Source organism: Microbacterium sp. BH-3-3-3 (assembly GCF_001792815.1).
Lineage (GTDB): Bacteria > Actinomycetota > Actinomycetes > Actinomycetales > Microbacteriaceae > Microbacterium.
Genome location: NZ_CP017674.1, coordinates 1,515,694 through 1,535,813 on the forward strand (window position 1 = coordinate 1,515,694; position 20,120 = coordinate 1,535,813).

21 protein-coding genes, 2 tRNA genes and 1 pseudogene are annotated in these 20,120 nt (G+C 70.8%); 7 read left to right on the forward strand and 17 right to left on the reverse strand.

The genetic code is table 11. From position 1 onward, the window contains the following. The first annotated feature begins 68 nt into the window (after positions 1–68). The 3 genes from BJP65_RS07020 to BJP65_RS07030 are packed head-to-tail and all read left to right on the forward strand — an operon-like array spanning position 69 to position 1,539. Complete coding sequence (locus tag BJP65_RS07020; RefSeq protein WP_070408657.1) at positions 69–695, forward strand: hypothetical protein; 627 nt, start codon at positions 69–71, stop codon at positions 693–695. Beyond that, positions 695–1,309: a hypothetical protein gene (locus tag BJP65_RS07025; protein ID WP_156458687.1), complete on the forward strand. Its 615-nt coding sequence runs from the start codon at positions 695–697 to the stop codon at positions 1,307–1,309. Before BJP65_RS07020 ends, BJP65_RS07025 begins: the two co-directional genes overlap by 1 nt. Beyond that, entirely contained in the window at positions 1,306–1,539 is a 234-nt protein-coding gene (locus BJP65_RS07030) for a helix-turn-helix transcriptional regulator (RefSeq protein ID WP_070408658.1), read from the forward strand. The genes BJP65_RS07025 and BJP65_RS07030 overlap by 4 nt, the downstream gene beginning before the upstream one ends. A 9-nt stretch (positions 1,540–1,548) precedes the next feature. On the opposite strand, the gene BJP65_RS07035 is transcribed toward BJP65_RS07030, so the two are convergent. The 3 genes from BJP65_RS07035 to BJP65_RS07045 all read right to left on the reverse strand — a co-directional run bounded on the left by BJP65_RS07035 (position 1,549) and on the right by BJP65_RS07045 (position 4,092). Beyond that, positions 1,549–2,286, reverse strand: coding sequence for a hypothetical protein (locus BJP65_RS07035; RefSeq protein WP_055935746.1), 738 nt, complete (start codon positions 2,284–2,286; stop codon positions 1,549–1,551). 77 nt (positions 2,287–2,363) lie between these two features. Further along, positions 2,364–3,830, reverse strand: coding sequence for a cardiolipin synthase (gene cls / locus BJP65_RS07040; RefSeq protein WP_055833361.1), 1,467 nt, complete (start codon positions 3,828–3,830; stop codon positions 2,364–2,366). A gap of 64 nt (positions 3,831–3,894) precedes the next feature. Next, on the reverse strand, positions 3,895–4,092 hold the full coding sequence (locus BJP65_RS07045) for a hypothetical protein (RefSeq protein WP_055833357.1): 198 nt from the start codon (positions 4,090–4,092) through the stop codon (positions 3,895–3,897). 134 nt (positions 4,093–4,226) lie between these two features. On the opposite strand from BJP65_RS07045, the gene BJP65_RS07050 reads away from it, so the two are divergent. Then, complete coding sequence (locus BJP65_RS07050; protein ID WP_070408659.1) at positions 4,227–5,387, forward strand: DUF4192 family protein; 1,161 nt, start codon at positions 4,227–4,229, stop codon at positions 5,385–5,387. On the opposite strand, the gene lysS is transcribed toward BJP65_RS07050, so the two are convergent. The 13 genes and pseudogenes from lysS to tilS form a co-directional block, all read right to left on the reverse strand. Beyond that, positions 5,338–6,858 (reverse strand): lysine--tRNA ligase, encoded by a 1,521-nt coding sequence (gene lysS / locus BJP65_RS07055; RefSeq protein ID WP_070408660.1) that lies wholly within the window; start codon positions 6,856–6,858, stop codon positions 5,338–5,340. The genes BJP65_RS07050 and lysS overlap by 50 nt on opposite strands. 250 nt (positions 6,859–7,108) lie before the next feature. After that, positions 7,109–7,963 (reverse strand): pantoate--beta-alanine ligase, encoded by an 855-nt coding sequence (panC, locus tag BJP65_RS07060; RefSeq protein ID WP_070408661.1) that lies wholly within the window; start codon positions 7,961–7,963, stop codon positions 7,109–7,111. Beyond that, the gene (locus BJP65_RS07065) at positions 7,960–8,682 is read right to left on the reverse strand and encodes a DUF2520 domain-containing protein (RefSeq protein WP_070409888.1); all 723 of its coding nucleotides are present in this window, start codon (positions 8,680–8,682) and stop codon (positions 7,960–7,962) included. Before BJP65_RS07065 ends, panC begins: the two co-directional genes overlap by 4 nt. Next, complete coding sequence (locus tag BJP65_RS07070) at positions 8,679–10,388, reverse strand: PH domain-containing protein (protein ID WP_258027538.1); 1,710 nt, start codon at positions 10,386–10,388, stop codon at positions 8,679–8,681. The genes BJP65_RS07065 and BJP65_RS07070 overlap by 4 nt, the downstream gene beginning before the upstream one ends. Beyond that, on the reverse strand, positions 10,385–11,032 hold the full coding sequence (locus BJP65_RS07075; protein WP_083285755.1) for a PH domain-containing protein: 648 nt from the start codon (positions 11,030–11,032) through the stop codon (positions 10,385–10,387). The genes BJP65_RS07070 and BJP65_RS07075 overlap by 4 nt, the downstream gene beginning before the upstream one ends. Then, positions 10,986–11,471, reverse strand: a complete 486-nt coding sequence (locus BJP65_RS07080) for a DUF3180 family protein (RefSeq protein WP_055833345.1) — start codon at positions 11,469–11,471, stop codon at positions 10,986–10,988. The genes BJP65_RS07075 and BJP65_RS07080 overlap by 47 nt, the downstream gene beginning before the upstream one ends. Continuing rightward, the gene (gene folK, locus BJP65_RS07085) at positions 11,468–11,992 is read right to left on the reverse strand and encodes a 2-amino-4-hydroxy-6-hydroxymethyldihydropteridine diphosphokinase (protein WP_055935735.1); all 525 of its coding nucleotides are present in this window, start codon (positions 11,990–11,992) and stop codon (positions 11,468–11,470) included. The genes BJP65_RS07080 and folK overlap by 4 nt, the downstream gene beginning before the upstream one ends. Further along, positions 11,989–12,357 (reverse strand): dihydroneopterin aldolase, encoded by a 369-nt coding sequence (folB, locus tag BJP65_RS07090; protein ID WP_070408662.1) that lies wholly within the window; start codon positions 12,355–12,357, stop codon positions 11,989–11,991. Before folB ends, folK begins: the two co-directional genes overlap by 4 nt. Beyond that, positions 12,357–13,159, reverse strand: a pseudogene (gene folP / locus BJP65_RS07095) (dihydropteroate synthase). The gene folB and the pseudogene folP overlap by 1 nt, the downstream one beginning before the upstream one ends. Further along, complete coding sequence (gene folE / locus BJP65_RS07100) at positions 13,156–13,743, reverse strand: GTP cyclohydrolase I (protein ID WP_055935726.1); 588 nt, start codon at positions 13,741–13,743, stop codon at positions 13,156–13,158. Before folE ends, folP begins: the two are co-directional and overlap by 4 nt. A 6-nt stretch (positions 13,744–13,749) precedes the next feature. Further along, the gene (gene ftsH / locus BJP65_RS07105) at positions 13,750–15,753 is read right to left on the reverse strand and encodes an ATP-dependent zinc metalloprotease FtsH (RefSeq protein WP_070408663.1); all 2,004 of its coding nucleotides are present in this window, start codon (positions 15,751–15,753) and stop codon (positions 13,750–13,752) included. Positions 15,754–15,873: 120 nt separating this feature from the next. Then, positions 15,874–16,425 carry a hypoxanthine phosphoribosyltransferase gene (gene hpt / locus BJP65_RS07110; protein ID WP_055833327.1) on the reverse strand — a complete coding sequence of 184 codons (552 nt, stop codon included), beginning with the start codon at positions 16,423–16,425 and terminating at the stop codon, positions 15,874–15,876. 23 nt (positions 16,426–16,448) lie between these two features. Beyond that, positions 16,449–17,450, reverse strand: coding sequence for a tRNA lysidine(34) synthetase TilS (gene tilS, locus BJP65_RS07115; RefSeq protein WP_070408664.1), 1,002 nt, complete (start codon positions 17,448–17,450; stop codon positions 16,449–16,451). Between the two features lie 181 nt (positions 17,451–17,631). Between tilS and BJP65_RS07120 the strand changes: the two genes are divergently transcribed. Continuing rightward, positions 17,632–18,165, forward strand: coding sequence for an inorganic diphosphatase (locus BJP65_RS07120; protein WP_055833321.1), 534 nt, complete (start codon positions 17,632–17,634; stop codon positions 18,163–18,165). A gap of 72 nt (positions 18,166–18,237) precedes the next feature. Here BJP65_RS07120 and BJP65_RS07125 read toward each other — a convergent pair whose 3' ends face one another. Then, positions 18,238–19,689: a M23 family metallopeptidase gene (locus BJP65_RS07125; RefSeq protein ID WP_070408665.1), complete on the reverse strand. Its 1,452-nt coding sequence runs from the start codon at positions 19,687–19,689 to the stop codon at positions 18,238–18,240. Between the two features lie 214 nt (positions 19,690–19,903). On the opposite strand from BJP65_RS07125, the gene BJP65_RS07130 reads away from it, so the two are divergent. Continuing rightward, a tRNA-Glu gene (locus BJP65_RS07130) sits at positions 19,904–19,976 on the forward strand. Between the two features lie 28 nt (positions 19,977–20,004). After that, positions 20,005–20,078, forward strand: a tRNA-Asp gene (locus BJP65_RS07135). Positions 20,079–20,120: the final 42 nt, after the last annotated feature.

The following is a 20,120-nucleotide window of genomic DNA, read 5'->3' on the forward strand; positions in this document are numbered from 1 at the left end:
TGCGCAACACATCGATAGTCGTTACTTTATCGACAACCGATAACAACGATCATCGATAAGGAGTTGTCATGACCTCCCCCCGTCCGACCTCCCGTGTCCTCTCCCCCAGCGACACCGCCGGCTACGTCTTCTTCATCGTCGTGGGCGTCGCGATCGCCGTGTGGGCCGTCGTCCGCAGCGTCGCGAACATCGTCGCGGCCATCCCCAACCGCAACGTCCGCGTGCCGATGCCCTTCGTGGACACCGCCGCCCAGGCACCCATCGGCCCCGCCGGTGCCCCCGTGCCGATCGAACTGACCGGCGGCGTGGTCACCGCCCCGTCCCTCCCCGCCCCCTCCCTGTGGGCGCTCTTCCTCGCCGAGGGCCTGTTCGCCGTGGTGGTGGTCACGGTGGTGACGCTGCTGCTGCTCGTCACCACCTCGGTGCTGCGCGGGAGGATCTTCAGCCGACGGCAGACGGTCCTCGTGTCGACCGCGGGCATCGTCGCCCTCGCCGGCGTGGCCGGTGTGCCGTTCTTCCACAACATGGTCGCCAACGGAGCCGTCGCCTGGCTCTCGGAGCGCACCTACGACCGCGGCACCGTGTCGCAGATCGATCTGCCGAGCTTCATCGGGGTCGCTTTCGTCGTGGCCCTCGTCGGCACGGTCTTCGCCGTGGGCGACCGCCTACAGCGCGACACCGAGGGGCTGGTCTGATGTCGAATCCCTCCTGGGTCTCCCCGCGCATGGAGCGCGGCATCGTCTGGCTCTTCGTCGCGGCGGGCGCCGTGATGGGCCTCACCCTGGCGCTTCCGGGCGTTCGTGCGGCGATCGGCATCGCGACGGGCGACGGCGGGTTCAGTCTTCTCACCGATGCCGAGGTCGAGCACTCCGCCGCCGCGGGCGGTGCGGGCATCGCGTCCGCGCGGTACGAGTCCGCCTGGGTCGTGGCCACGGGGCTCAGCACGGGTGCGCGCACCCTGTTGGTGCTGGGCGCCTCGTTCGGCGCCCTCACGGTGCTGATCACGGTGGGCGCCGTCGTGCTCTTCTTCCTGCTGCTGCTGTGGCGGCGGCCGTTCCACCGCGCGCTCGTCCTGGCCACGCAGGTCGCCGGCTGCGCTCTGCTGGTGGGTGGGATCCTCTCGGCGGGCCTGTCCGGACTCGGGCGCATGATGGCCGCGGATGAACTCAACCCGGCGGCGGGGGAAGTCTTCGTGGTCGGCACGTCTTTCGACCTGGTGTGGGCTCTCGTGGGGCTCGGCGTGCTGGCGCTGTCGCTCGTCTTCTCGCGCGGCATCCGCCTCCAGCGCGACACGGAGGGGCTGGTATGAGTCCCGCGGCGAGCGACGAGGGCCCCACCGGCATCCACTGCCGCCTCGACGAGCTCCTGGAGGCACGCGGCATGACGCTCACCCGTCTGAGCGAACTCGTCGGGGTCTCGGTCGTGAATCTCTCGGTCCTGAAGAACGACCGCGCTCGCGCCATTCGCTATTCGACGCTCTCGGCCATCTGCCGGGTGCTCGAGTGCGAGGTCGGCGACCTGCTGGTGGTGGAGCGGTGACCCCCGCCGTCAGCGGGTGCCGATGACCGCGATCGCGCCCGTCGTCTCGACGTTTCCCCCCGACAGCACGACGGACGCATCGCCCGAGGGGACGTTGCCGCCCACATCGGCGAGCGTGACGCGGGGAGCGATGTCCATCGTGCAGATCTGATCGCTCGGGGGCGTGGCGAACTGCACGGCGATGTCACTCGCCGACGTGGTGACCGACTCGACCGTGGGCGGGCACCCCGAGCTGCCGTAGGTGAGGATCGCGACGAGCGAGTCGTCGACCCACCCGGCGCTGGGGGCGAAGTCGGTCAGTCCCGCGGGGGCCGCCGACGGCAGCCCATTGAGCGACACCTCGCCCTGCGCGACACCGTCGACCGAGACGGTCCACGCGCGGGTGACGTCGGTCCCCTCGGGCAGTCCCACCAGCGTCGCGCGCGGCGCCATGTCGCGCGTGCAGGAGTCGCGGCCCGACTCCTCGAGCGTCACGGACACCGTGCCGTCCGCCACCGACGGTTCACCGCTCACCACGGGCGGGCACGACGAGCTCCCCTGGGTGACCAGCGCGATCGAGCGGCCTCCCTCGAGCCACGCGGCACCGATCTCGCCGACGGGCGCCGTGGCCGTGGCATCCGGGGTCGAGACCGAGGGATCGGCCGACGCGGCCGACGATGCGGCACCGGTCGCGCAGCCGGTGAGCGCTCCCGCGGCGAGAAGAGCGGCACCGATGACTCCGGCGAGGGACAGCGAGCGACGAGACATGGAACCTCCAACGGGGGGACGTTCCGGCTCATGATGGCCGAAGATCCTGGATGCCAGCGGCGAATGCCGCGATCGCGTCACTGCAGAGCGGAGGTGAGGCGGGCGAGGTTGTCGAGAATCGTGGAGCGCAGGGGCTGGGTGCGCCACTCCTCGATCGTCAGTTGACGGCTCAGTTCGCGGTACCGCCCCTCGACCTCGCGCATGTCGTGCACGAAACCCTCGCCGCGCACCAGGAGCGACACCTCGAGGTTCAAACCGAACGAGCGCATGTCCATGTTGCTGGAGCCGATGACGGCCACCTCGTCGTCGATGGTCACGCTCTTGCTGTGCAGGATGTACGGCTTGCGGTACATCCAGATCGTGACGCCGGCGCGCAGCAGCGCCTCGTAGTAGCTGCGTTGCGCGTGATAGACCATCGCCTGGTCGCCTTCTTCGGAGACGAAGAGCTCGACGTGCACCCCGCGCTGGCAGGCCGTGGTGATGGCGAGCAGCAGGGCCTCGTCGGGCACGAAGTAGGGACTCACGATGATTATGCGTTCGCGGGCGGCGAAGAGGAGCCCCAGGAACAGCTTGAGGTTGTTCTGGAAGTCGAAGCCCGGGCCCGAGGGCACGATCTGGCAGTCGAGTTCGCCCGGACCCGAGGTGACGCTGAACAGGTCGATCTCGTCGCTCAGGGTCTCGTCGGTCTCGCTGTACCAGTCCGACAGGAACACCGCGTTGATGCTCGCCACGACCGGACCCTCGACGCGCACCATGAGGTCGACCCAGTGCAGGCCGCGGCGGATGTTCTTGCGCAGGTTGTACGAGGAGTCGGTGACGTTCTGCGACCCCATGTACGCCACGTCGCCGTCGATCACGAGCAGCTTGCGGTGGTTGCGCAGATCGGGGCGCTGGTAGCGGCCCCGCAGCGGCTGGACCGGCAGCATGAGGTGCCAGTGCGCCCCCATCGCGTCGAGCCGTCGCAGAGTCTGCTTGTAGAACGGCTTGCCCCGGTTCGCCCAGTGGTCGAGCAGCACGCGCACGACCACGCCGCGCGCAGCGGCCTCTTCGAGGGCGCGGAAGAAATTGTCGGTCGAGTCGTCGGACTGCAGGATGTAGAACTCGACGTGCACGTAGCGCCGGGCCTGGCGGATGGCGTCGGCCATGGCGTCGAGGCTGCTCTGGTAGTCGGCGATGAGCGTCGCGGCGTTGTCGCCGGCGAGGGGCATGGCACCCAGATTGCGGTTCAGGCCCACCAGCGCGCGGAACCAGTCGGGGGCGTTCGGCTGCAGCGTGCCGAACTCGAGCGAGGCGCTGGTGTCGTGGATGTACTCGTTGATCGCGGCCTGTTTGCGCCGGCGCTTGCGCGGCAACCGCGGATTGCCGATCAGCAGGAAGAGGAAGACGCCGACGAAAGGGATGAAGTAGATCGCGAGCAGCCAGGCCATGGCGGCCGTGGGGCGCCGATTGCGCGGCACGATGATGATCGCGGCGATGCGCACCACCAGGTCGACGACGAAGAGCGTGATGACGAGCCAGCTCGTTTCGAACGCGGCGTTGATCACGGGTCCTCCTGGACGGGTCGTGGACCCAGCGTAGCGACGGCGTCCGACATCGACCGCGCGTCCGTCAGTTCGCGGAACCCTCGCTGCTCGCGGCGACCGGCGGGAGTCCGCGCTTCGCGCGCTCCTGCGCCTCGATGCGGGCGTACACCTTGCGCTCCGTGCGATCCATGCGGATGACGTTGCGGAGGATGAAGAAGAACACCACCGACACGACCAGGGTCGGCAGGATCGCCCACAGCATCGCGACCCAGGTGGCATCCATGCCCCCAGAATACCCGGGCAGCCGGGATCAACGGTCGCCGCACCCGTCCTCCCCACCCCTGCACCCTGCGGAACTGTCCACCGTCGAGCCATTTCGGCCCGCGCGGACCTCTCCCTCCGCGGCACTCTCGACCCATGACCACCACCGTCGTCCGAGCCTCGTCCTCGTCGTCCTTCCTCGCGCTCGTCCCCCGCCTGCTGGAGTGCACGCCCCACCGCAGTCTCGTGCTGGTGCCCTTCGCCCACGGCCGGTCGCTCGGCGCTCTGCGCGTCGACCTGCCCCACGGGCGCGGGCAGGCAGAGCTCGACAGCATCGCCTCCACCGTCATCGGCACCGCCTGCAAGGTCGCCCGCACCGACGCCATCGCCCTCGCCGTCTACGCCGACGAGACGCTGAACGGGGGTGCCCCTCTCCCCCACCGCGCCTTCGTCGACGCCGTCCTCGCCCGCGCCGACATCTGCGGGCTCAGGGTCGTCGACGCGCTCGTCGTGGGCGCGAACGCCTGGAACAGCTACCTCGACCCGTCGATGCCGGCCGGCCGCCCACTCGCCGAGATCGGATCCGCCCTCATCGACGCCCCCGACACGCTGGTCGCGTCCGACCAGTTCTCCGCGGCGGAACTCCCCGACCCCGACCCCGCACTGGCCCGCGCGGTCGCGCGCCTTCTCGACGACGTCGACCGGGTGCTCGCCCGGCCCCGCGACCGAGCGCGACTCAGCGCCGCACGCCAGGGGGCGGCCGACGACATCGTCACCACCCTGGCCGACCCTCCCGCGCTGCTCGAGGACGCCGCCCGAACCCGCCCCGACGAGGTCACCCCCGCGCGGCTGGCCGCGCTCGCATTCTGCCTCGAGCGCCCCGCACTGCGCGACGTCGCCCTCATGCAGTGGGCGGGCGACATCACGGTCGGCGACGCCGTGTTCGACGCGCAGACGACCTTCGGCGACGGCGAACCCTTCCCGGTCGACCTGGCGCGGCCGATGTGGGGCGAAGGTCCCGCTCCCGACGCCGACAGACTCCGCCACGCGCTGGAGCTCTGCCGACGGGTGGCGTCGGTGGTTCCGCGCGAGCGGCGTCCCGGTGCGTTATCGGCCTGCGCCTGGCTGGCCTGGGCCACCGGTCGTTCGTCGCACGCGGGCACCTACGCTCAGGCCGCCGTCGAGATCGACAGTGCGCACGGCCTCAGCGCGATCGTGCTGACCATGCTCGACGCCGGACGCCTGCCGGAGTGGATCTTCGAGCGACCTACTTCACCAGCGGGAAAAGAATCGTCTCGCGGATCCCGAGTCCGGTGATGGCCATGAGCAGGCGGTCGATGCCCATGCCCATGCCGCCGGTGGGGGGCATCCCGTGCTCGAGCGCGCGCAGGAACTCCTCGTCGATCGGCATGGCCTCGTCGTCACCGCGCGCGGCGAGCTTCGCCTGCTCGACGAAACGCTGCCGCTGGATCACGGGGTCGACGAGCTCGGAGTACCCGGTCGCCAGCTCGAAGCCGCGAACGTACAGGTCCCACTTCTCCACGACGCCCGCGATCGAGCGGTGCTCGCGCACCAGGGGGCTCGTGTCGACGGGGAAGTCCATGACGAAGGTCGGGCGCGTGAGCCCGCCCTTGACGAAGTGCTCCCACAGTTCCTCGACCCACTTGCCGTGGGTCTCGTGCGGCGGGGCGTCGACGCCGGCCTCGGCTCCGAGGGCGCGAAGTTCGTCGAGCGACGCCTGGGGGGTGATGGTCCGACCGGCGGCCTGCGACAGCGAGTCGTACATCGAGATGCGGTCCCACTCTCCGCCCAGGTCGTACTCGGTGCCGTCGGCCCACGTCACCGTGGTCGAACCGGCCACCGCGACGGCGGCATCCTGAATGAGGGTCTGCGTCAGATCGGCGATGCCGTTGTAGTCGGTGTAGGCCTGGTAGGCCTCGAGCATCGCGAACTCCGGGCTGTGCGTGGAATCGGCGCCCTCGTTGCGGAAGTTGCGGTTGATCTCGTACACGCGGTCGATGCCGCCCACGACGGCGCGCTTGAGGAACAGCTCCGGCGCGATGCGCAGGTAGAGCTCTGTGTCGAAGGCGTTGGAGGACGTGATGAACGGACGCGCGCTCGCGCCGCCGTGCTGCACCTGCAGCATGGGCGTCTCGACCTCGACGAAATCGCGGTCGGTGAACGTGCGGCGCAGGCTCGCATTCACCTTCGCCCGGGCGAGCACGGTCTCGCGTGCCCGATCGCGGACGATCAGATCGAGGAACCGGCTGCGCACGCGGCTCTCTTCGTTCAGCTCGGAGTGCAGGTTGGGCAGCGGCAGCACGGCTTTCGCCGCGATCGTCCACTCCGACACCATGATCGACAGCTCACCGCGTCGGCTCGAGATGACCTCACCCGAGACGAACACGTGGTCGCCCAGGTCGATGAGCTCCTTCCACGCCTGCAGGGACTCCTCGCCGACGTTCGCGAGCGAGACCATCGCCTGGATCCGGCTGCCGTCTCCGGCCTGCAGCGAGGCGAAGCAGAGCTTGCCGGTGTTGCGGCTGAACACCACACGTCCGGCGACGCCCGCGACCTCGCCGGTCTCGGCACCCGCCTCGAGATCGCCGAACCGTGCACGCAACGCCGAGATCGTGGTGGTGACGGGTACCGCGACGGGGTACGGCCCACCGGCCGCGTCGGCGCGCTCGGCGAGCAGGCGCTCGCGCTTGGCGAGGCGGACCGCCTTCTGCTCGAAGACCTCGTCTTCGGTCGGTTCGGCGGTGTCGTTCGCGGGCGCGTCGGTCATCAGGGATGCTCCTCGGGGTCGCTTCCAGTCTATTCGCCGGGATCACCGGCGCCGTGGCGGTCGGTCGGTGCGCGGCGCGCAGCGACCGGCGCCCCGCGACCGGTGCGCAGCGCACGGCGCCCCGCGCCCGGTGTCGTGCGACAGACACCTCGGCGAGCGCCCGGCGCCCCGCACCGATGCGCGGCGGCGCGGCCCAGACGTCGCCCAGCGGCGACAGCGCAACCGACCCCGCGCGGCCACCGCCTCCGCGTCAGCGCAGCGAGATCTCGGTGTTGTCGATGAAGCGGTGTCCCGCGACCGTCGCCGCGATGAGGGCGAGGGCGCGCCCCGTGTGGCCTTCGTCGACGGGCAGGAACGTGGCCGGGTCGACCACGTTGAGGTACTCCAGGGTGATGCGCTGCTCACCCATCAGCGACGACTGGGCCGCGGCGATGCAGGAGTCCACGCCCAGATCGGCGTTCGAGGCGGCCGCTTCGAGGGCGCGCGGCAGAAGAGAGGCCGCGCGGCGCTCGGCATCGTCGAGCAGCGCGACGCGGCTCGACACGGGCAGCCCGTCGGGGGTCCGCACCGTCGGCACGGTGGCCACGTCGATCGCGAAGTCCAGATCGCGGATCATGCGACGCACCAGGAACACCCGCTGCGCGTCGCGCTCGCCGTAGACGGCCACGTCGGGGGCGACCAGGTGGAAGAGCTTCGCCTCGACGGTCAGGACGCCGTCGAAGTAGAACGGACGCACGCGCCCCTCGTACCGCAGGCCGACATCGCCCGCCGAGACGCGGGTGGTGGCCGTGCCCCGCGGCAGGAACTCCTCGGCGGTCGGGGCGAACACGACGTCGACCCCGAGCTCGGCCAGGACGCGCGCGTCGGCGTCCGGAGAACGCGGGTAGCTCGCCGTCTCTTCCGCGGTGCGGAAGCGCAGGGGGTTCACGAATGTCGACACGACGACGACATCGGCGTTCGAGCGGGCCTCGTGGATCAGATCGACGTGACCGTCGTGCAGAGCGCCGAGGGTCGAGACGAGGGCGACGCGCGGGCCGCCCGCCGGTCGATCTGCGCCTCGGATTTCTCCGAGTCGGGTGCGCAGATCCTGAAGGGTGCGGATCATCCGTCGATCGTATCGTCGCCGTCGAGCCCTCGAAGTCCGGCGCCCTCGATCAGAGCCTGATCGACGCTGGAGCGCACGAGCGCCGAGAGGTACCCCCCGGGGTTGTCCACGCCCACGCGCGTCAGCAGGTCCGACGACTGACGCACGATCGAACGCGAGAACTCGGTCGCCGTCGCGATGGCCTCGGCGTAGACCGTCCGGTCCTCCTCGGCCACGACCACCGGCTCGCACCCGAGCTCGACGGCCAGCGCCTGGGCGATCGGCAGAACGGGGCCGGGCGCCGTGACCGCCGCGTAGGCCTGGGCGAGCTGGCGCAGATCGATCGACGAGGCCCCGGTGAAGACGATCGCCGGATGGATCGCGAGCGGGATCGCTCCGCGCTGGGCCGCGGGGTCGAGCACCCGGGCGCCGTACGCCGGGTCGGTGTGCAGCACGAGCTGGCCCGGTTGCCACGCGCCGACGTCGGCGAGGCCCGCGACCAGGCCCGGCAACTGCTCGTGCGGAACCGCGATGACGACCAGCTCGCTGCGGCGCACCACTTCGTCGGCGCTCACCACGGGCAGTCCCGGCAGGATGGCCTCGACGCGGTCGTCGTCGGACCCCGAGGTGATCGCCGTCAGCGCGTGACCGGCACCGGCGAGCGCCGCGCCGATGACGGGGCCGACCCGGCCCGCCCCGATGATGCCGACGCCGAGACGACCGGCGCGCCCGGCGCTCATCCGGCCCACCGGTGACTGCGGTCGCCCGCCGCCGCCGCCACGGTCGTCAGGGCGGTCTGCTCGAACAGGCGCACGGCGTCGTCGCGGTCGATCGCTCCGATCGCGGTCTGCGCGGTCCCGGCGATGACGTGTCCCGTCACGGTGGCCGTCCGAAGCGCTCGGGCGAGCGGACCCTGGTGCAGACCGATCGACTGCAGTCGCGCCAACGGGATCACGGTCAGGGAGCGCCACACGAAGCCGCGGCGGAGCAGCAGCGCGTCGTCGGTCAGCCGCACGCCGTTGCGGCGCCACGACAGGGGCCGCAGCAGCCGCGCGCGAGCGGGGGTCGTCACGTAGGGGTCGTCGTCCACCGGACCCAGGATGCCGTCGCGGAACACGAGTGTCCATTCGGCGCTCGACAGGCTCGGGGCGAGGATGCGCAGCACACGCTCCACGTCGGCGCGGGTGCCGATCGGCAGTACTGCGGCGAATTGGTCGCTGCTGGTGTCGCTCGACGCGCGCCCCGACAACCGGTTCAGCGACACGCTCCACCAGCCGAACGGGCGCCACAGCAGGGGCTGACGCACCTCGATCGCGTGCACGCGTCCCGGCGGAACGATCTCGGACACCGTGGTGAACAGGCCGAAGGTGACGCGCACGCCGTCGGACGTGGGGGCGATCGAGTACCGCAGCCCCCGTGCGATCGAGCGCACGTAGTACGCGCCGAAGGCGAGGAACATGGGCACGACGGTGAACAGCACCCAGAGCGTCGACACCGAGGCCGCCACCACGATGCCCACGACGAGGGCGATGAGCACCAGCGTGGACCCGCTCAGCACGCGGGATGCCACGAGCCGCCCGATCGGGATCCGCACGATGCTCTCGGGCTCGGCATCCGAGAGGTCTTCCCCGTCGACGAGTCCCTGCAGGCCCGCTCCCACGGCCTCGGCGGCCTGGCGGGCCACCGACGACCGCCCGGCGGTGCGCGCCCCCGCCTCGGCGAGGCGTCGACCGGAAGCGAGACGCAGGATGTCACCGCGGATCGCCTCGGCGTCTTTGCCCGAGAGGTACTCGAGCTTCACGTTGGCGTCGAGGCCCGCTCCCACGACCTCGAGCTTCGCGAGGCCGAGCAGACGCGCGACCATCGGCCGGGTGAGGTTGACGCCCTGCACCCGGTCGAGGGGCGCCCGTCGGTGCGTGCGGAACAGCACGCCCGAGCGCACCTCGACGTCGTCGTCGCCGATGCGCAGGGTGTGGAACCGCCACGACAGGCGGAAGATCCCCAGCAGGACCAGCACCACCACGAGGGCGATTCCGCCGGCGATCAGCAGGAGGTTGTTCGCGAACAGGAAGTCGACCGGGTCGGGCGGCAGCGCCCCCGGGGGCAGGTCGGTGAAGGCGGGGAAGAACCACTCGATCAGTCGCTCCCGCAGGTTGGCCACGAGCAGACCGATGATCACGACCAGCGACAGTCCACCGCGCAGCACGGGCGTCAGCGGGTGAAGTCGATGCCATTCGCCGTCGCTGTACGGCGAGCGCACGACCGGTCGCCGCGGCGGCCCGGCCGGGGCCTCGGCAGCCTCCGGCCCGGCGGTCCCCTCCGGGACGCCCGATGCGGCGGCGGGAGTCGCGGCGGCGGAACCCTCGGCATCCGGTCCCGTCGCGTCATCGGCGGGCCCCGGCTCGCCCGGGGACTCCGCGGAACTCGCGGAACGGTCGTCGCTCACAGTCCCGTCCGGCGGGTCTCGGCGACGGCGATGAGGGTGTCGCGCAACTGCTCGGCCGCCTCCTGCGTGAGTCCGGGGATGGTCACACCGGTCGAGGCCGCGGCGGTCACGAGTTTGAGCTGCGCGATGCCGAAGCCGCGGTCGAGCGGCCCGTGGGTGATGTCGACGAGCTGCATGCGCCCGTAGGGCACGGCCACCACCCGCTGCCACAGGATGCCGCGGCGGAAGACCAGGTCGTCGCGGCGCAGCTGGTAGCCGACCGAACGCGCTTGTCGCGGCGTGATGATCAGGCCGATCGTCGTCACGATCAGGATCACCCCCGCGGGGATCCACTGCCACGGCACCTGCGTGAACACCTGGATGCCGATGGCGACGGCCGCGACGACGACGATCACCGCCGCTTGCGAGATGAGTTGCACGCGCACGTACGCCCGCGCCAGTTGGTGCCACGTGCCGTCGCCGAGCGGGAGTCGGCCCGCCGCGCGCGGCTCGAGGATGCGCGGATACGTGCGCTCGTCGAGCACGTCGGCCTCGGCTTCGGTCGCGGTGACCGGCGCCTCATGCGGCTCCGCGGGGGCCGGCGCCGCGAGCGGGTGCTCAGGCTCCGACGGGACCGGCGGGGGTGTCTCCGGGGGTATCGTCATCGTCGTCCTTCCGGATGGTGCAGAGCTGCTCGGCCACGAGCCCCGCCACGACGAGGACGACTCCGCACACGATCGTCGCGATGATCGATCCCATCGAGCCTATCGACGGCGTCACCGGACGGCTCAGCAGGAACGCCAGAAGTCCGATGCCGAACCCGGTGGCCGCCGCCCCCACGAGCGACGACGCCTTGGCCAGCATGGCGATGCGCAGCGCGCGGAACGGGTCGATCCGGCGGGCGCCGCGTCGGCGCGTCGCCCGATACACCGGCACGGCCAGGACGACGATGACGACGCCGAGCAGGGCCAGGATGGTGGGCAGGCTCGCCGCGGGCGAGAACGTGGCACGCCCCGTCGCGGTGAGCAGCGTGTCGGTCACGAACCCGACGACGGCCCCGATGACCGCGGCGATGACGAGGATGCCCGCCCCCGTGCGCTTCACGCGCTACCCCGCAGCCCCGACAGCAGAGCGTCGATCCGGCCGCGGCCGGGGATCTCGGCATCCGGATCCACCTCCAGCCAGGGCGCCAGCACGAACTCGCGCTCGTGGGCGCGGGGGTGCGGCACGGTGAGGTCGTCGCGGTCGATCGTCTCGTCGCCGTACGCGATGAGGTCGAGATCGAGCGTGCGATCGCCCCACCGCTCGCGGCGCACCCGTCCGTGCCGCGCCTCGATGCGGTGTAGCGCGGCCAGCAGCTCGGTCGGGGCGAGACGCGTCTGCACGAGGGCGACGGCGTTCAGGTACCGGGGGGCGTCGGCGTCTTCTCCGGTGAGCGTGACCGCCACCGTCTCGAGCGGCGCCGAGACGCGCACCTCACCCGTCAACGCAAGGGTGCGCAGCTCGTCGACGGCGGCGGCGAGCGTGTCGGCGCGCGCGCCCAGGTTCGCGCCGAGGGCGACGACGGCGGTGACCGGGGTCGCGCGCGGGGCGGCGTCGAGGCCGTGGGCGAGTCGGACGTTCACGCGCGGCTCCGCCGCACGGTCACGGCGACGTCGCCGAACGGCACGGGGATCGGCGCCCGCGGCTTGTGCACCGTGATGCGCACGGATGCCACCCGCTCGTCGGTGAGCACGTCGTCGGCGATGCGCTGGGCGAGGGTCTCGAGCAGGTCGACCGGCTCGCCCTCGACGAGGGCGACGATGCGCTCGGCGAGTTCGCCGTAGTGCACCGTGTCGGCGACGTCATCGGTCTCGGCCGCCCGCCGCAGCGACAGGGCCAGCGCCGCATCGACGACGAACTCCTGACCGTCGCGCTTCTCGTCGGCGTAGACGCCGTGGTACCCGAAGGCGCGTACCCCCGTCAGTGTGATCTCGTCGGCGGCATCCATCAGGACTCCCCTGCATCGGTGAACGCGCGCGCGACGGCGAGCGCGTCGCGAGTGGTCGGCACATCGTGCACGCGCACGGCCCAGGCGCCGTCGCGGGCCGCGAGCGCGCTGGTGACGGCCGTAGCGAGGTCGCGGCGGCCGAGGTCGGCGTCGTCGCCGAGCACCTCGGCGAGGAATCGTTTGCGGCTGGTCCCGATGAGCACGCGGTGTCCGAGCCCGGCGATCTCGGGCAGAGCCCGCAGCGTCTGCCAGTTCTGCGCCCCGCGCTTGCCGAAGCCGATCCCCGGATCGACCACGATGCGCGTCGGCGCGATGCCCGCAGCCAGGGCCGCCTCGACGCGCGCGGCCAGCTCGGCGGCCACCTCGCGTCCGACGTCGGCGTAGTCGGCACGGGCGTACATCTCGGTCGACGGGCCGCGCCAGTGACCCAGCGCCACCTCGGCGTCGGTCTCCGCGATCGCGGCCAGCATGTCGGGGTCGGCGAGTCCCCCGACACGTCGTTGACGAGCCGAGCGCCCGCGCGCACGGCGGCGACCGCCGTGACGGCGTTCATCGTGTCGATGCTCACGAACGCGCCCTCGGATGCCAGGGCCTCCACCACCGGCAGCACCCGCTGCTGCTCGACGCGCGGCGCGACCCGCTGGGCACCGGGGCGCGTGGACTCCCCGCCCACGTCGAGCAGGTCGGCGCCCTGGTCGCGCAGGAACCGCGCGTGCGCGATGGCCGCATCGGGGTCGAGGTAGCGGCCGCCGTCGCTGAAGGAGTCGGGCGTCACGTTGACGATGCCCATGATGAGCGTCACGCTCGCGCTCCGATGAGCGCGACCAGCTCCGCGCGGGCCGTCGGCTCGGTGTAGGCGCCGCGGGCGGCGATGGTCACCGTCGAGGCCTCGGTCTGGCGTCCCCCGCGCATGGTCACGCACTCGTGCGTCGCGTCGAGCACGACGAGCACTCCGCGCGCGTCTAGTGCGTGGGCGATCGCGTCGGCGACCTGCTCGCCCAGGCGCTCCTGCACCTGCGGTCGCGCCGCGAGGATGTCGATGACCCGCGGCAGCGCGCCCAGGCCCACGACCTCTTCACCGGGCAGGTAGGCGACGTGCGCGCGCCCGCGGAAGGGCAGCAGGTGGTGTTCGCACATCGAGCGGAACGAGATGTCGCGCAGCATGACGGCGCCCGAGGGGAGGGTGTCGGGCGCCGGTCCGCGCGACACCGAGATGGTGTGCTGCAGGGGGACGCCGGCATCCTGATCCACGCCCGCGAAGAACTCCGCCCACGACTCCGCGACCCGCGCGGGCGTCTGACGCAGACCGGGGCGATCGGGGTCTTCCCCGATCGCCCCCAGCAACTCGCGTACTAATGCGGCGACGCGCTCCCGATCGACGGCCACGGCGCCTCAGGCGGTGGCCGGTCGCGTCTGCCCGCTCGGACGGGGCTGCGTCGCAGCCTGCGTCTGGGACTGCGCCTCGGTGGAGGCCGCGATACCGGCGGGCTGCGCGCGACGCGGCACGTCGACCGGCGGCTGGGTCGAGACCGGACGATCGCCCGACGACAGCCACTGCGGGCGCGGCGTCAGTCGCTTGACGTCGGTGAAGATCTCGGCGAGCTCGATGTGGTCGAGCGTCTCTTTCTCGAGCAGAGCGAGGGCGAGGCGGTCGAGCACGGCACGGTTGTCGTTGATCACCTGGTAGGCCTCGTTGTGCGCCTGCTCGATGAGGGCCCGCACCTGGGCGTCGATGCGTTCGGCGATGCGCTCCGAGAAGTCGCGGCCGTGACCCATGTCGCGGCCCATGAACACCTCGCCCGACGACGAGCCGAGCTTGACCGGGCCCACCTCGTTCGTCATGCCGTACTCGGTGACCATCTTGCGGGCGATGCTCGTCGCCTTCTCGATGTCGTTCGAGGCGCCGGTGGTGGGGTCGTGGAAGACGATCTCTTCGGCGACGCGGCCGCCCATGGCGTACGTCAGCTGGTCCTGCAGCTCGTTACGGGTGATGGAGTACTTGTCGTCGAGGGGCAGCACCATCGTGTAACCGAGCGCCTTGCCGCGGGGAAGGATCGTCACCTTCGTGACCGGGTCGGTGTGGTTCATCGCCGCCGCCGCGAGGGCGTGTCCGCCCTCGTGGTACGCCGTGATGAGCCGTTCCTTGTCCCGCATGACGCGGGTGCGGCGCTGGGGACCGGCGATGACGCGGTCGATGGCCTCGTCGAGCGCGCGGTTGTCGATGAGCTGCGCGTTGGAGCGGGCGGTGAGCAGCGCGGCCTCGTTGAGCACGTTCGCCAGGTCGGCGCCGGTGAAGCCCGGCGTCTTGCGGGCGACGACCTCGAGGTCGACCGAGTCCGACAGCGGCTTGCCGCGGCCGTGCACCTCGAGAATGCGCTGGCGACCCTTGAGGTCGGGGGCGTCGACGCCGATCTGGCGGTCGAAACGGCCCGGACGCAGAAGAGCGGGGTCGAGGATGTCGGGGCGGTTGGTCGCCGCGATCACGATGACGTTGACCTTGGGGTCGAAGCCGTCCATCTCGACGAGCATCTGGTTCAGCGTCTGCTCGCGCTCGTCGTGACCGCCGCCCATGCCGGCGCCGCGGTGGCGACCGACGGCGTCGATCTCGTCGATGAAGATGATGGCGGGCGAGCTCTCTTTCGCCTGGTTGAAGAGGTCGCGCACGCGGCTCGCGCCGACACCGACGAACATCTCGACGAAGTCCGAGCCCGAGATCGCGTAGAACGGCACACCGGCTTCACCGGCGACGGCGCGGGCGAGCAGGGTCTTGCCGGTTCCGGGAGGGCCGTACAGCAGCACGCCCTTCGGGATGCGGGCGCCGACCTCTTCGAACTTCTTCGGGTCCTTCAGGAACTCTTTGATCTCTTCGAGCTCTTCGATGGCCTCGTCGGATCCGGCGACGTCTTGGAACGTGACCGTGGGCGTCTCTTTGGTCACGAGCTTGGCGCGCGACTTGCCGAACTGCATGACCTTGCTCCCCCCGCCCTGGGCGCTCGAGAGCAGCCACCAGAACAGCAGGCCGAGGAGGATGAGCGGGAGCATGAGGCCCAGCAGGCCGTCGAACCAGCTGGCCTTGGGCACGACGTCGTTGAAGCCGTCGGAGGGGGCGGCGGAATCGATCGCGGTGGCGACCTCGCTCGCGCGGGCCTGCCCGTAGTAGAACTGCACGTCATTGGCGCCCTCGAAGGGCTGCGACAGCGTGAGATCGACGCGCTGATCGGGGTCGTTCGTCACCACCTGGGTGACCGTCCCGCCTTTGAGCAGCTGCAGACCCTCCTGGGTGGAGACCTGCCGCGCACCGCTGAGGTTGGAGATGAGCGAGAAGCCGATGACCAGAAGCAGACCGACCAGCAGAACGTAGATGATCGGATTACGCGTGATCTTCTTGAAATTCATGGTGGGCGAGCCCAGCCCTTTCGTGATCCTCCGCAGAATGCGGTCGAATTAGGCTAACGCCCGCGAACTATGCCGGGCCTGTGCGTTCGTCATGGGCGTACACGCCCGCTCTCGACGCGGTCAGGAGTAGACGTGGGGCGCGAGCACCGCGACGTCGCGCAGGTTGCGGTAGCGCTCGGCGTAGTCGAGGCCGTACCCGATGACGAAGTCGTTGGGGATGTCGAAGCCCACGTACCGGCAGTCGACCTGCACCTTCATGGCGTCGGGCTTGCGCAGCAGCGCCAGCACCTCGACCGACTCGGCTCCGCGCGACGCGAAGTTCTCAAGCAGCCAGCTGAGGGTGAGGCCGGAGTCGATGATGTCCTCGACGATCAGCACGTGCTTGCCGGTGATGTCGGTGTCGAGGTCTTTGCGGATCTGCACGACGCCGCTCGAGCGCGTGCTCGCGCCGTACGACGACACGGCCATCCAGTCCATCGAGACGTGGATCGGCAGGTGCCGGGCGAAGTCGGCCATGACCATGACCGCACCCTTGAGCACTCCCACCAGCACCACGTCGCGGCCCTCGTAGTCGCGGGCGACCTGCGTCGCCAACTCGGCGAGCTTGCCGTGGATCTGCTCCTCGGTGAGGAGGACTTCGCTGATGTCGTCGGAGATGTCGGCCGCGCGCATTCCGAAAGTCTACGTCGGGGGAATCAGGATGCCGCCCGCGCGACGATCTCGATGCGGGCACCCACGCGTCGGGCGAGGCACGCGGGCAGATCGATCGGCCCCTGCCCGCGCCAGTCGGTCGCCAGCCGGGCCACCTCGAGCGTCTGGGCCCGAGACAGCGACACCCCGAACTCGCTCTCGACGACGTAGCGCACGATGCGGTTGCGCAGCGCCGCGGGGTTCGCGGCGAGGGCGGCGACCGAGACCGAGATCCCGGCCTCGGCGTGCTCGACGATGTCTTCGATCGTCTCGTCGATCATGTCTTGGAAGGCCGCGGCGTCTTCGCGCAGCTGCTCCGCGGTGCGGGCCAGGGCCTCGGCGATCCCGGGGCCGAGCTCCGCTTCGAGGACGGGCAGCACGCGCTCCCGCACGCGCACGCGGGCGTACGTCGGGTCGACGTTGTGTGGATCCGCCCACGGCTCGAGACCCTCGGCGGCGCACGCGGCGACGGTCGTGGCACGCCGCACGCCCAGCAGAGGCCGCACCCACAGCGGGCCCGTGGAGTCGCGTCGCTCCGCCGACATGCCGGCGAGGCTCAGGCTCCCCGAGCCCCGCGCGAGCCCCAGCAACACCGTCTCGGCCTGGTCGTCGAGCGTGTGACCGAGCAGGACGGTGTCGGCGCCGATCTGCTCCGCCGCGCGGGCGAGGGCCGCGTAGCGTGCCGCGCGGGCCGCGGCCTCGGGCCCCTCGCCCTCCGTCGCGACCTCGACGGCGACGACGCGCGCGCCGATGCCCAGCCCGCGCGCGACCTCGGCGGCGCGAGCCGCCACGGCATCCGATCCCGCTTGCAGGGCGTGGTCGATGACGACCGCCTCGACCCGGATGCCACGACGCCCGGCCTCGAACGCGGTCGCCGCCGCGAGAGCCAGCGAGTCCGCGCCACCCGAGAGGGCGACGACGACGGCGCCGTCGGTCGTGTCGAGCACCGCACGCACGGCGCGGCGCACCTCGGCGACGGACGGGTCGAGCCCGGGGCGGTGGTCCATGCCTCCACGGTAGCGGCGGGCTCGGCGGTTGAGCGGTGTCGCGCGCTCCAGCGGGCCCGTGCGCGCGGCGGCGTCACCGGTCGCGATAGCGCGCGTCACGCCGGAGTCGTGCACGCCCGTGCGGTGAGGTGCGTGCCGGATAGGCTGGGCGCGGAAATCCACAGATCTAAGGAGCACGAGTATGGGCGCGTACGACGCCGTCATCGAGATCCCCCGCGGCAGCCGCGTGAAGTACGAGGTCGACCACGGCACCGGCCGTGTGTACCTCGACCGCATCCTCTACACGGTGTTCGGCTACCCGGCCAACTACGGCTTCTTCGAGAACACCCTCGGCGAAGACGGCGACCCGCTCGACGTGCTGCTGCTGCTCGACCGCGACCTGCACCCCGGCATCCTCGCCAAGGTCCGCCCGGTGGGCGTGCTCAAGATGAGCGACGAAGCCGGTGGCGACGACAAGGTCGTGGCCGTGCTCGCGAAGGACCCGCGTTGGGACCACATCCAGGACGTCGGCGACATCGACGACTGGACCAAGAAAGAGATCACGCACTTCTTCGAGCACTACAAGGACCTCGAGCCCAACAAGTGGGTCAAGGTCGACGACTGGGCGGATGCCGCCGAGGCCGAGCGCCTGGTGGGCGAGGCGTTCACGCGCTTCGAGGAGCACGACGCCCAGACCAAGACGCAGGGCTCGGGCGAAGCGCCCAACACCCTCTGACCTCGGTCTGACGCAGAAAACCCCCGGTCATCGACCGGGGGTTTTCTCGTTCACCCGATGAGGTGGACCGGATCAGGTGTAGATGCCGCGATCGCGCAGCCAGCCTGCCGGGTCGGTCGTTCCGCCCCACGGCGGGTAGACCTCGAAGTGCAGGTGGCAGCCGAACGAGTTGCCCGTCTGACCGGTGGCGGCGATCTGCTGACCCGCGCCCACGCTCTGGCCATACGAGACGTAGATGCCGCCGTCGACGATGTGGGCGTAGCCGGTCGACGACCCGTCGCCGTGCTGGATGCGGATGTAGTTGCCGTAGCCGCCGTTGTAGCCCGCGTACGTGACGCGCCCGTCGGCAGCCGCGTAGATCGGCGAGTAGCATCCTGCGCCGAAGTCGAGGCCTAGGTGCCACGAGCTGGCGCAGTAGCTGCCGTTGCATTGGCTGGAGCGGGGGCCGTAGCCCGATGTGGTGCCCGCCGACGAGGGACGCGCCCACCCGGAGCCTCCGACATCGCCGCCTCCGCCGCCGCCGCCGCCACCGCCGCCGCCGCCGCTACTACCGCCGCCACCGCCGCTGTTGTTGTTGTTGTTGTTCTGGCGGTCGCGCTCTTCTTGCTCGCGACGCTCGCGCTCGGCGCGGTCGCGCGCCTCGGCCTCTTCGCGGGCACGGCGCTCGCGCTCTTCGCGCGCCTTGCGCTCGGCCTCGACACCGGCCTGGTAGTCGGCGACGGTCTTGGCCGTGGTGTCCTGCAGGGCGGCGAGCTGGGCTTCGAGCACGACCTGGTTCGACTGCTGCTCGGCGAGGGCGGCCTGAGCCGCTTCGGCGGCCTGCTGAGCGGCGACCATCTTCTCTTCGGCGATCTTCTGCAGACGGTCGCGCTCGGTGCGGGCGTCGCCGGCCTGGTTGCTCAGCTGCTGCGCGGAGTCGCGCGCCGTGATGGCCGCGGCGTACACCGAACGGTTGCGGTCGAGGAGCTTGTCCATCGTGCCGAGCTTGGCCAGCAGATCGTCGGCCGTCGCGGCCGAGCCCGAGAAGAACAGGTCGAGCGAGGTGTCGTCACCGCCCGAGCGGTACAGCTGCGCGGCGACCTTGCCGGCCTTGTTCGCGGCGTCGACGGCCTCGGCGGCCTTCGCGTCGGCCTGCGACTGGATCTGCTGAGCGCGGTAGTCGGCGTCGAGGTACGCCTGCTGCGCCGCGTAGTACTCGTCGGAACGCGCGATGACCTCGGCCTGCGTGCGCGCCACCTCGGACTGCAGACCCTGGATGAGGCCCTGAATACGCGAGATCTCACCCGCCTTGGCCGACTCGTTCGCGCGGGCAGCCTCGACATCGGCCCACGAGGGGTAGTCGGCGGCGAAGGCGGGGGAACCGAAGCTCGACGCCGCAGCCCCGAAGGCGCCGACGGCGACAGCCCCGAAAGCTCCGAGCTTCAGCGCGCTGCGTCGGTCGAACGACGGCCAGAGGCGCCGCTGCTCCTTCGCAGTGGGCGCGCAGCCGCAGTCATCTGATTCGTCGGGGCGCTCGAGCGTCACGGGAATACCTCATCTCACCGGTTCGCAACTCGGCCAACAGTAGCAACACGAGTCACACGTACAACAGGGCGAGTTCCCGCTGTCGCGCCCCATCCTGGGCCCACGACACGCCGTCGGCGCGGACGCCACGCCCTCGATTGGCAATCTCCGAGATTGTGAAGTAGGCTCGGTCGTCGGCAAGCGAGGATGAAATCGCAAGGTTTCAGGCTCATCCGGCCCCATCGTTTAGCGGCCTAGGACACCGCCCTTTCACGGCGGCAGCACGGGTTCGAATCCCGTTGGGGTCACTTTCCGGTGGAATAACTTAATACGCATGGCCCTGTAGCGCAGTTGGTTAGCGTGCCGCCCTGTCACGGCGGAGGTCGCGGGTTCAAGTCCCGTCAGGGTCGCTCCACAGCGACGGGCCTTCTTTCGAGAAGGCCTTTCGTCTC

What these genes read in the sequence shown, in the direction of transcription:
- BJP65_RS07020 (WP_070408657.1), top strand. Translation starts at nt 69, where the DNA reads ATGACCTCCCCCCGTCCGACCTCCCGTGTCCTCTCCCCCAGCGACACC.
- BJP65_RS07025 (WP_156458687.1), top strand. Translation starts at nt 695, where the DNA reads ATGTCGAATCCCTCCTGGGTCTCCCCGCGCATGGAGCGCGGCATCGTC.
- BJP65_RS07030 (WP_070408658.1), top strand. Translation starts at nt 1,306, where the DNA reads ATGAGTCCCGCGGCGAGCGACGAGGGCCCCACCGGCATCCACTGCCGC.
- BJP65_RS07035 (WP_055935746.1), bottom strand. Translation starts at nt 2,286, where the DNA reads ATGTCTCGTCGCTCGCTGTCCCTCGCCGGAGTCATCGGTGCCGCTCTT.
- BJP65_RS07045 (WP_055833357.1), bottom strand. Translation starts at nt 4,092, where the DNA reads ATGGATGCCACCTGGGTCGCGATGCTGTGGGCGATCCTGCCGACCCTG.
- BJP65_RS07050 (WP_070408659.1), top strand. Translation starts at nt 4,227, where the DNA reads ATGACCACCACCGTCGTCCGAGCCTCGTCCTCGTCGTCCTTCCTCGCG.
- lysS (WP_070408660.1), bottom strand. Translation starts at nt 6,858, where the DNA reads ATGACCGACGCGCCCGCGAACGACACCGCCGAACCGACCGAAGACGAG.
- panC (WP_070408661.1), bottom strand. Translation starts at nt 7,963, where the DNA reads ATGATCCGCACCCTTCAGGATCTGCGCACCCGACTCGGAGAAATCCGA.
- BJP65_RS07065 (WP_070409888.1), bottom strand. Translation starts at nt 8,682, where the DNA reads ATGAGCGCCGGGCGCGCCGGTCGTCTCGGCGTCGGCATCATCGGGGCG.
- BJP65_RS07075 (WP_083285755.1), bottom strand. Translation starts at nt 11,032, where the DNA reads ATGACGATACCCCCGGAGACACCCCCGCCGGTCCCGTCGGAGCCTGAG.
- folB (WP_070408662.1), bottom strand. Translation starts at nt 12,357, where the DNA reads ATGGATGCCGCCGACGAGATCACACTGACGGGGGTACGCGCCTTCGGG.
- ftsH (WP_070408663.1), bottom strand. Translation starts at nt 15,753, where the DNA reads ATGAATTTCAAGAAGATCACGCGTAATCCGATCATCTACGTTCTGCTG.
- hpt (WP_055833327.1), bottom strand. Translation starts at nt 16,425, where the DNA reads ATGCGCGCGGCCGACATCTCCGACGACATCAGCGAAGTCCTCCTCACC.
- tilS (WP_070408664.1), bottom strand. Translation starts at nt 17,450, where the DNA reads ATGGACCACCGCCCCGGGCTCGACCCGTCCGTCGCCGAGGTGCGCCGC.
- BJP65_RS07120 (WP_055833321.1), top strand. Translation starts at nt 17,632, where the DNA reads ATGGGCGCGTACGACGCCGTCATCGAGATCCCCCGCGGCAGCCGCGTG.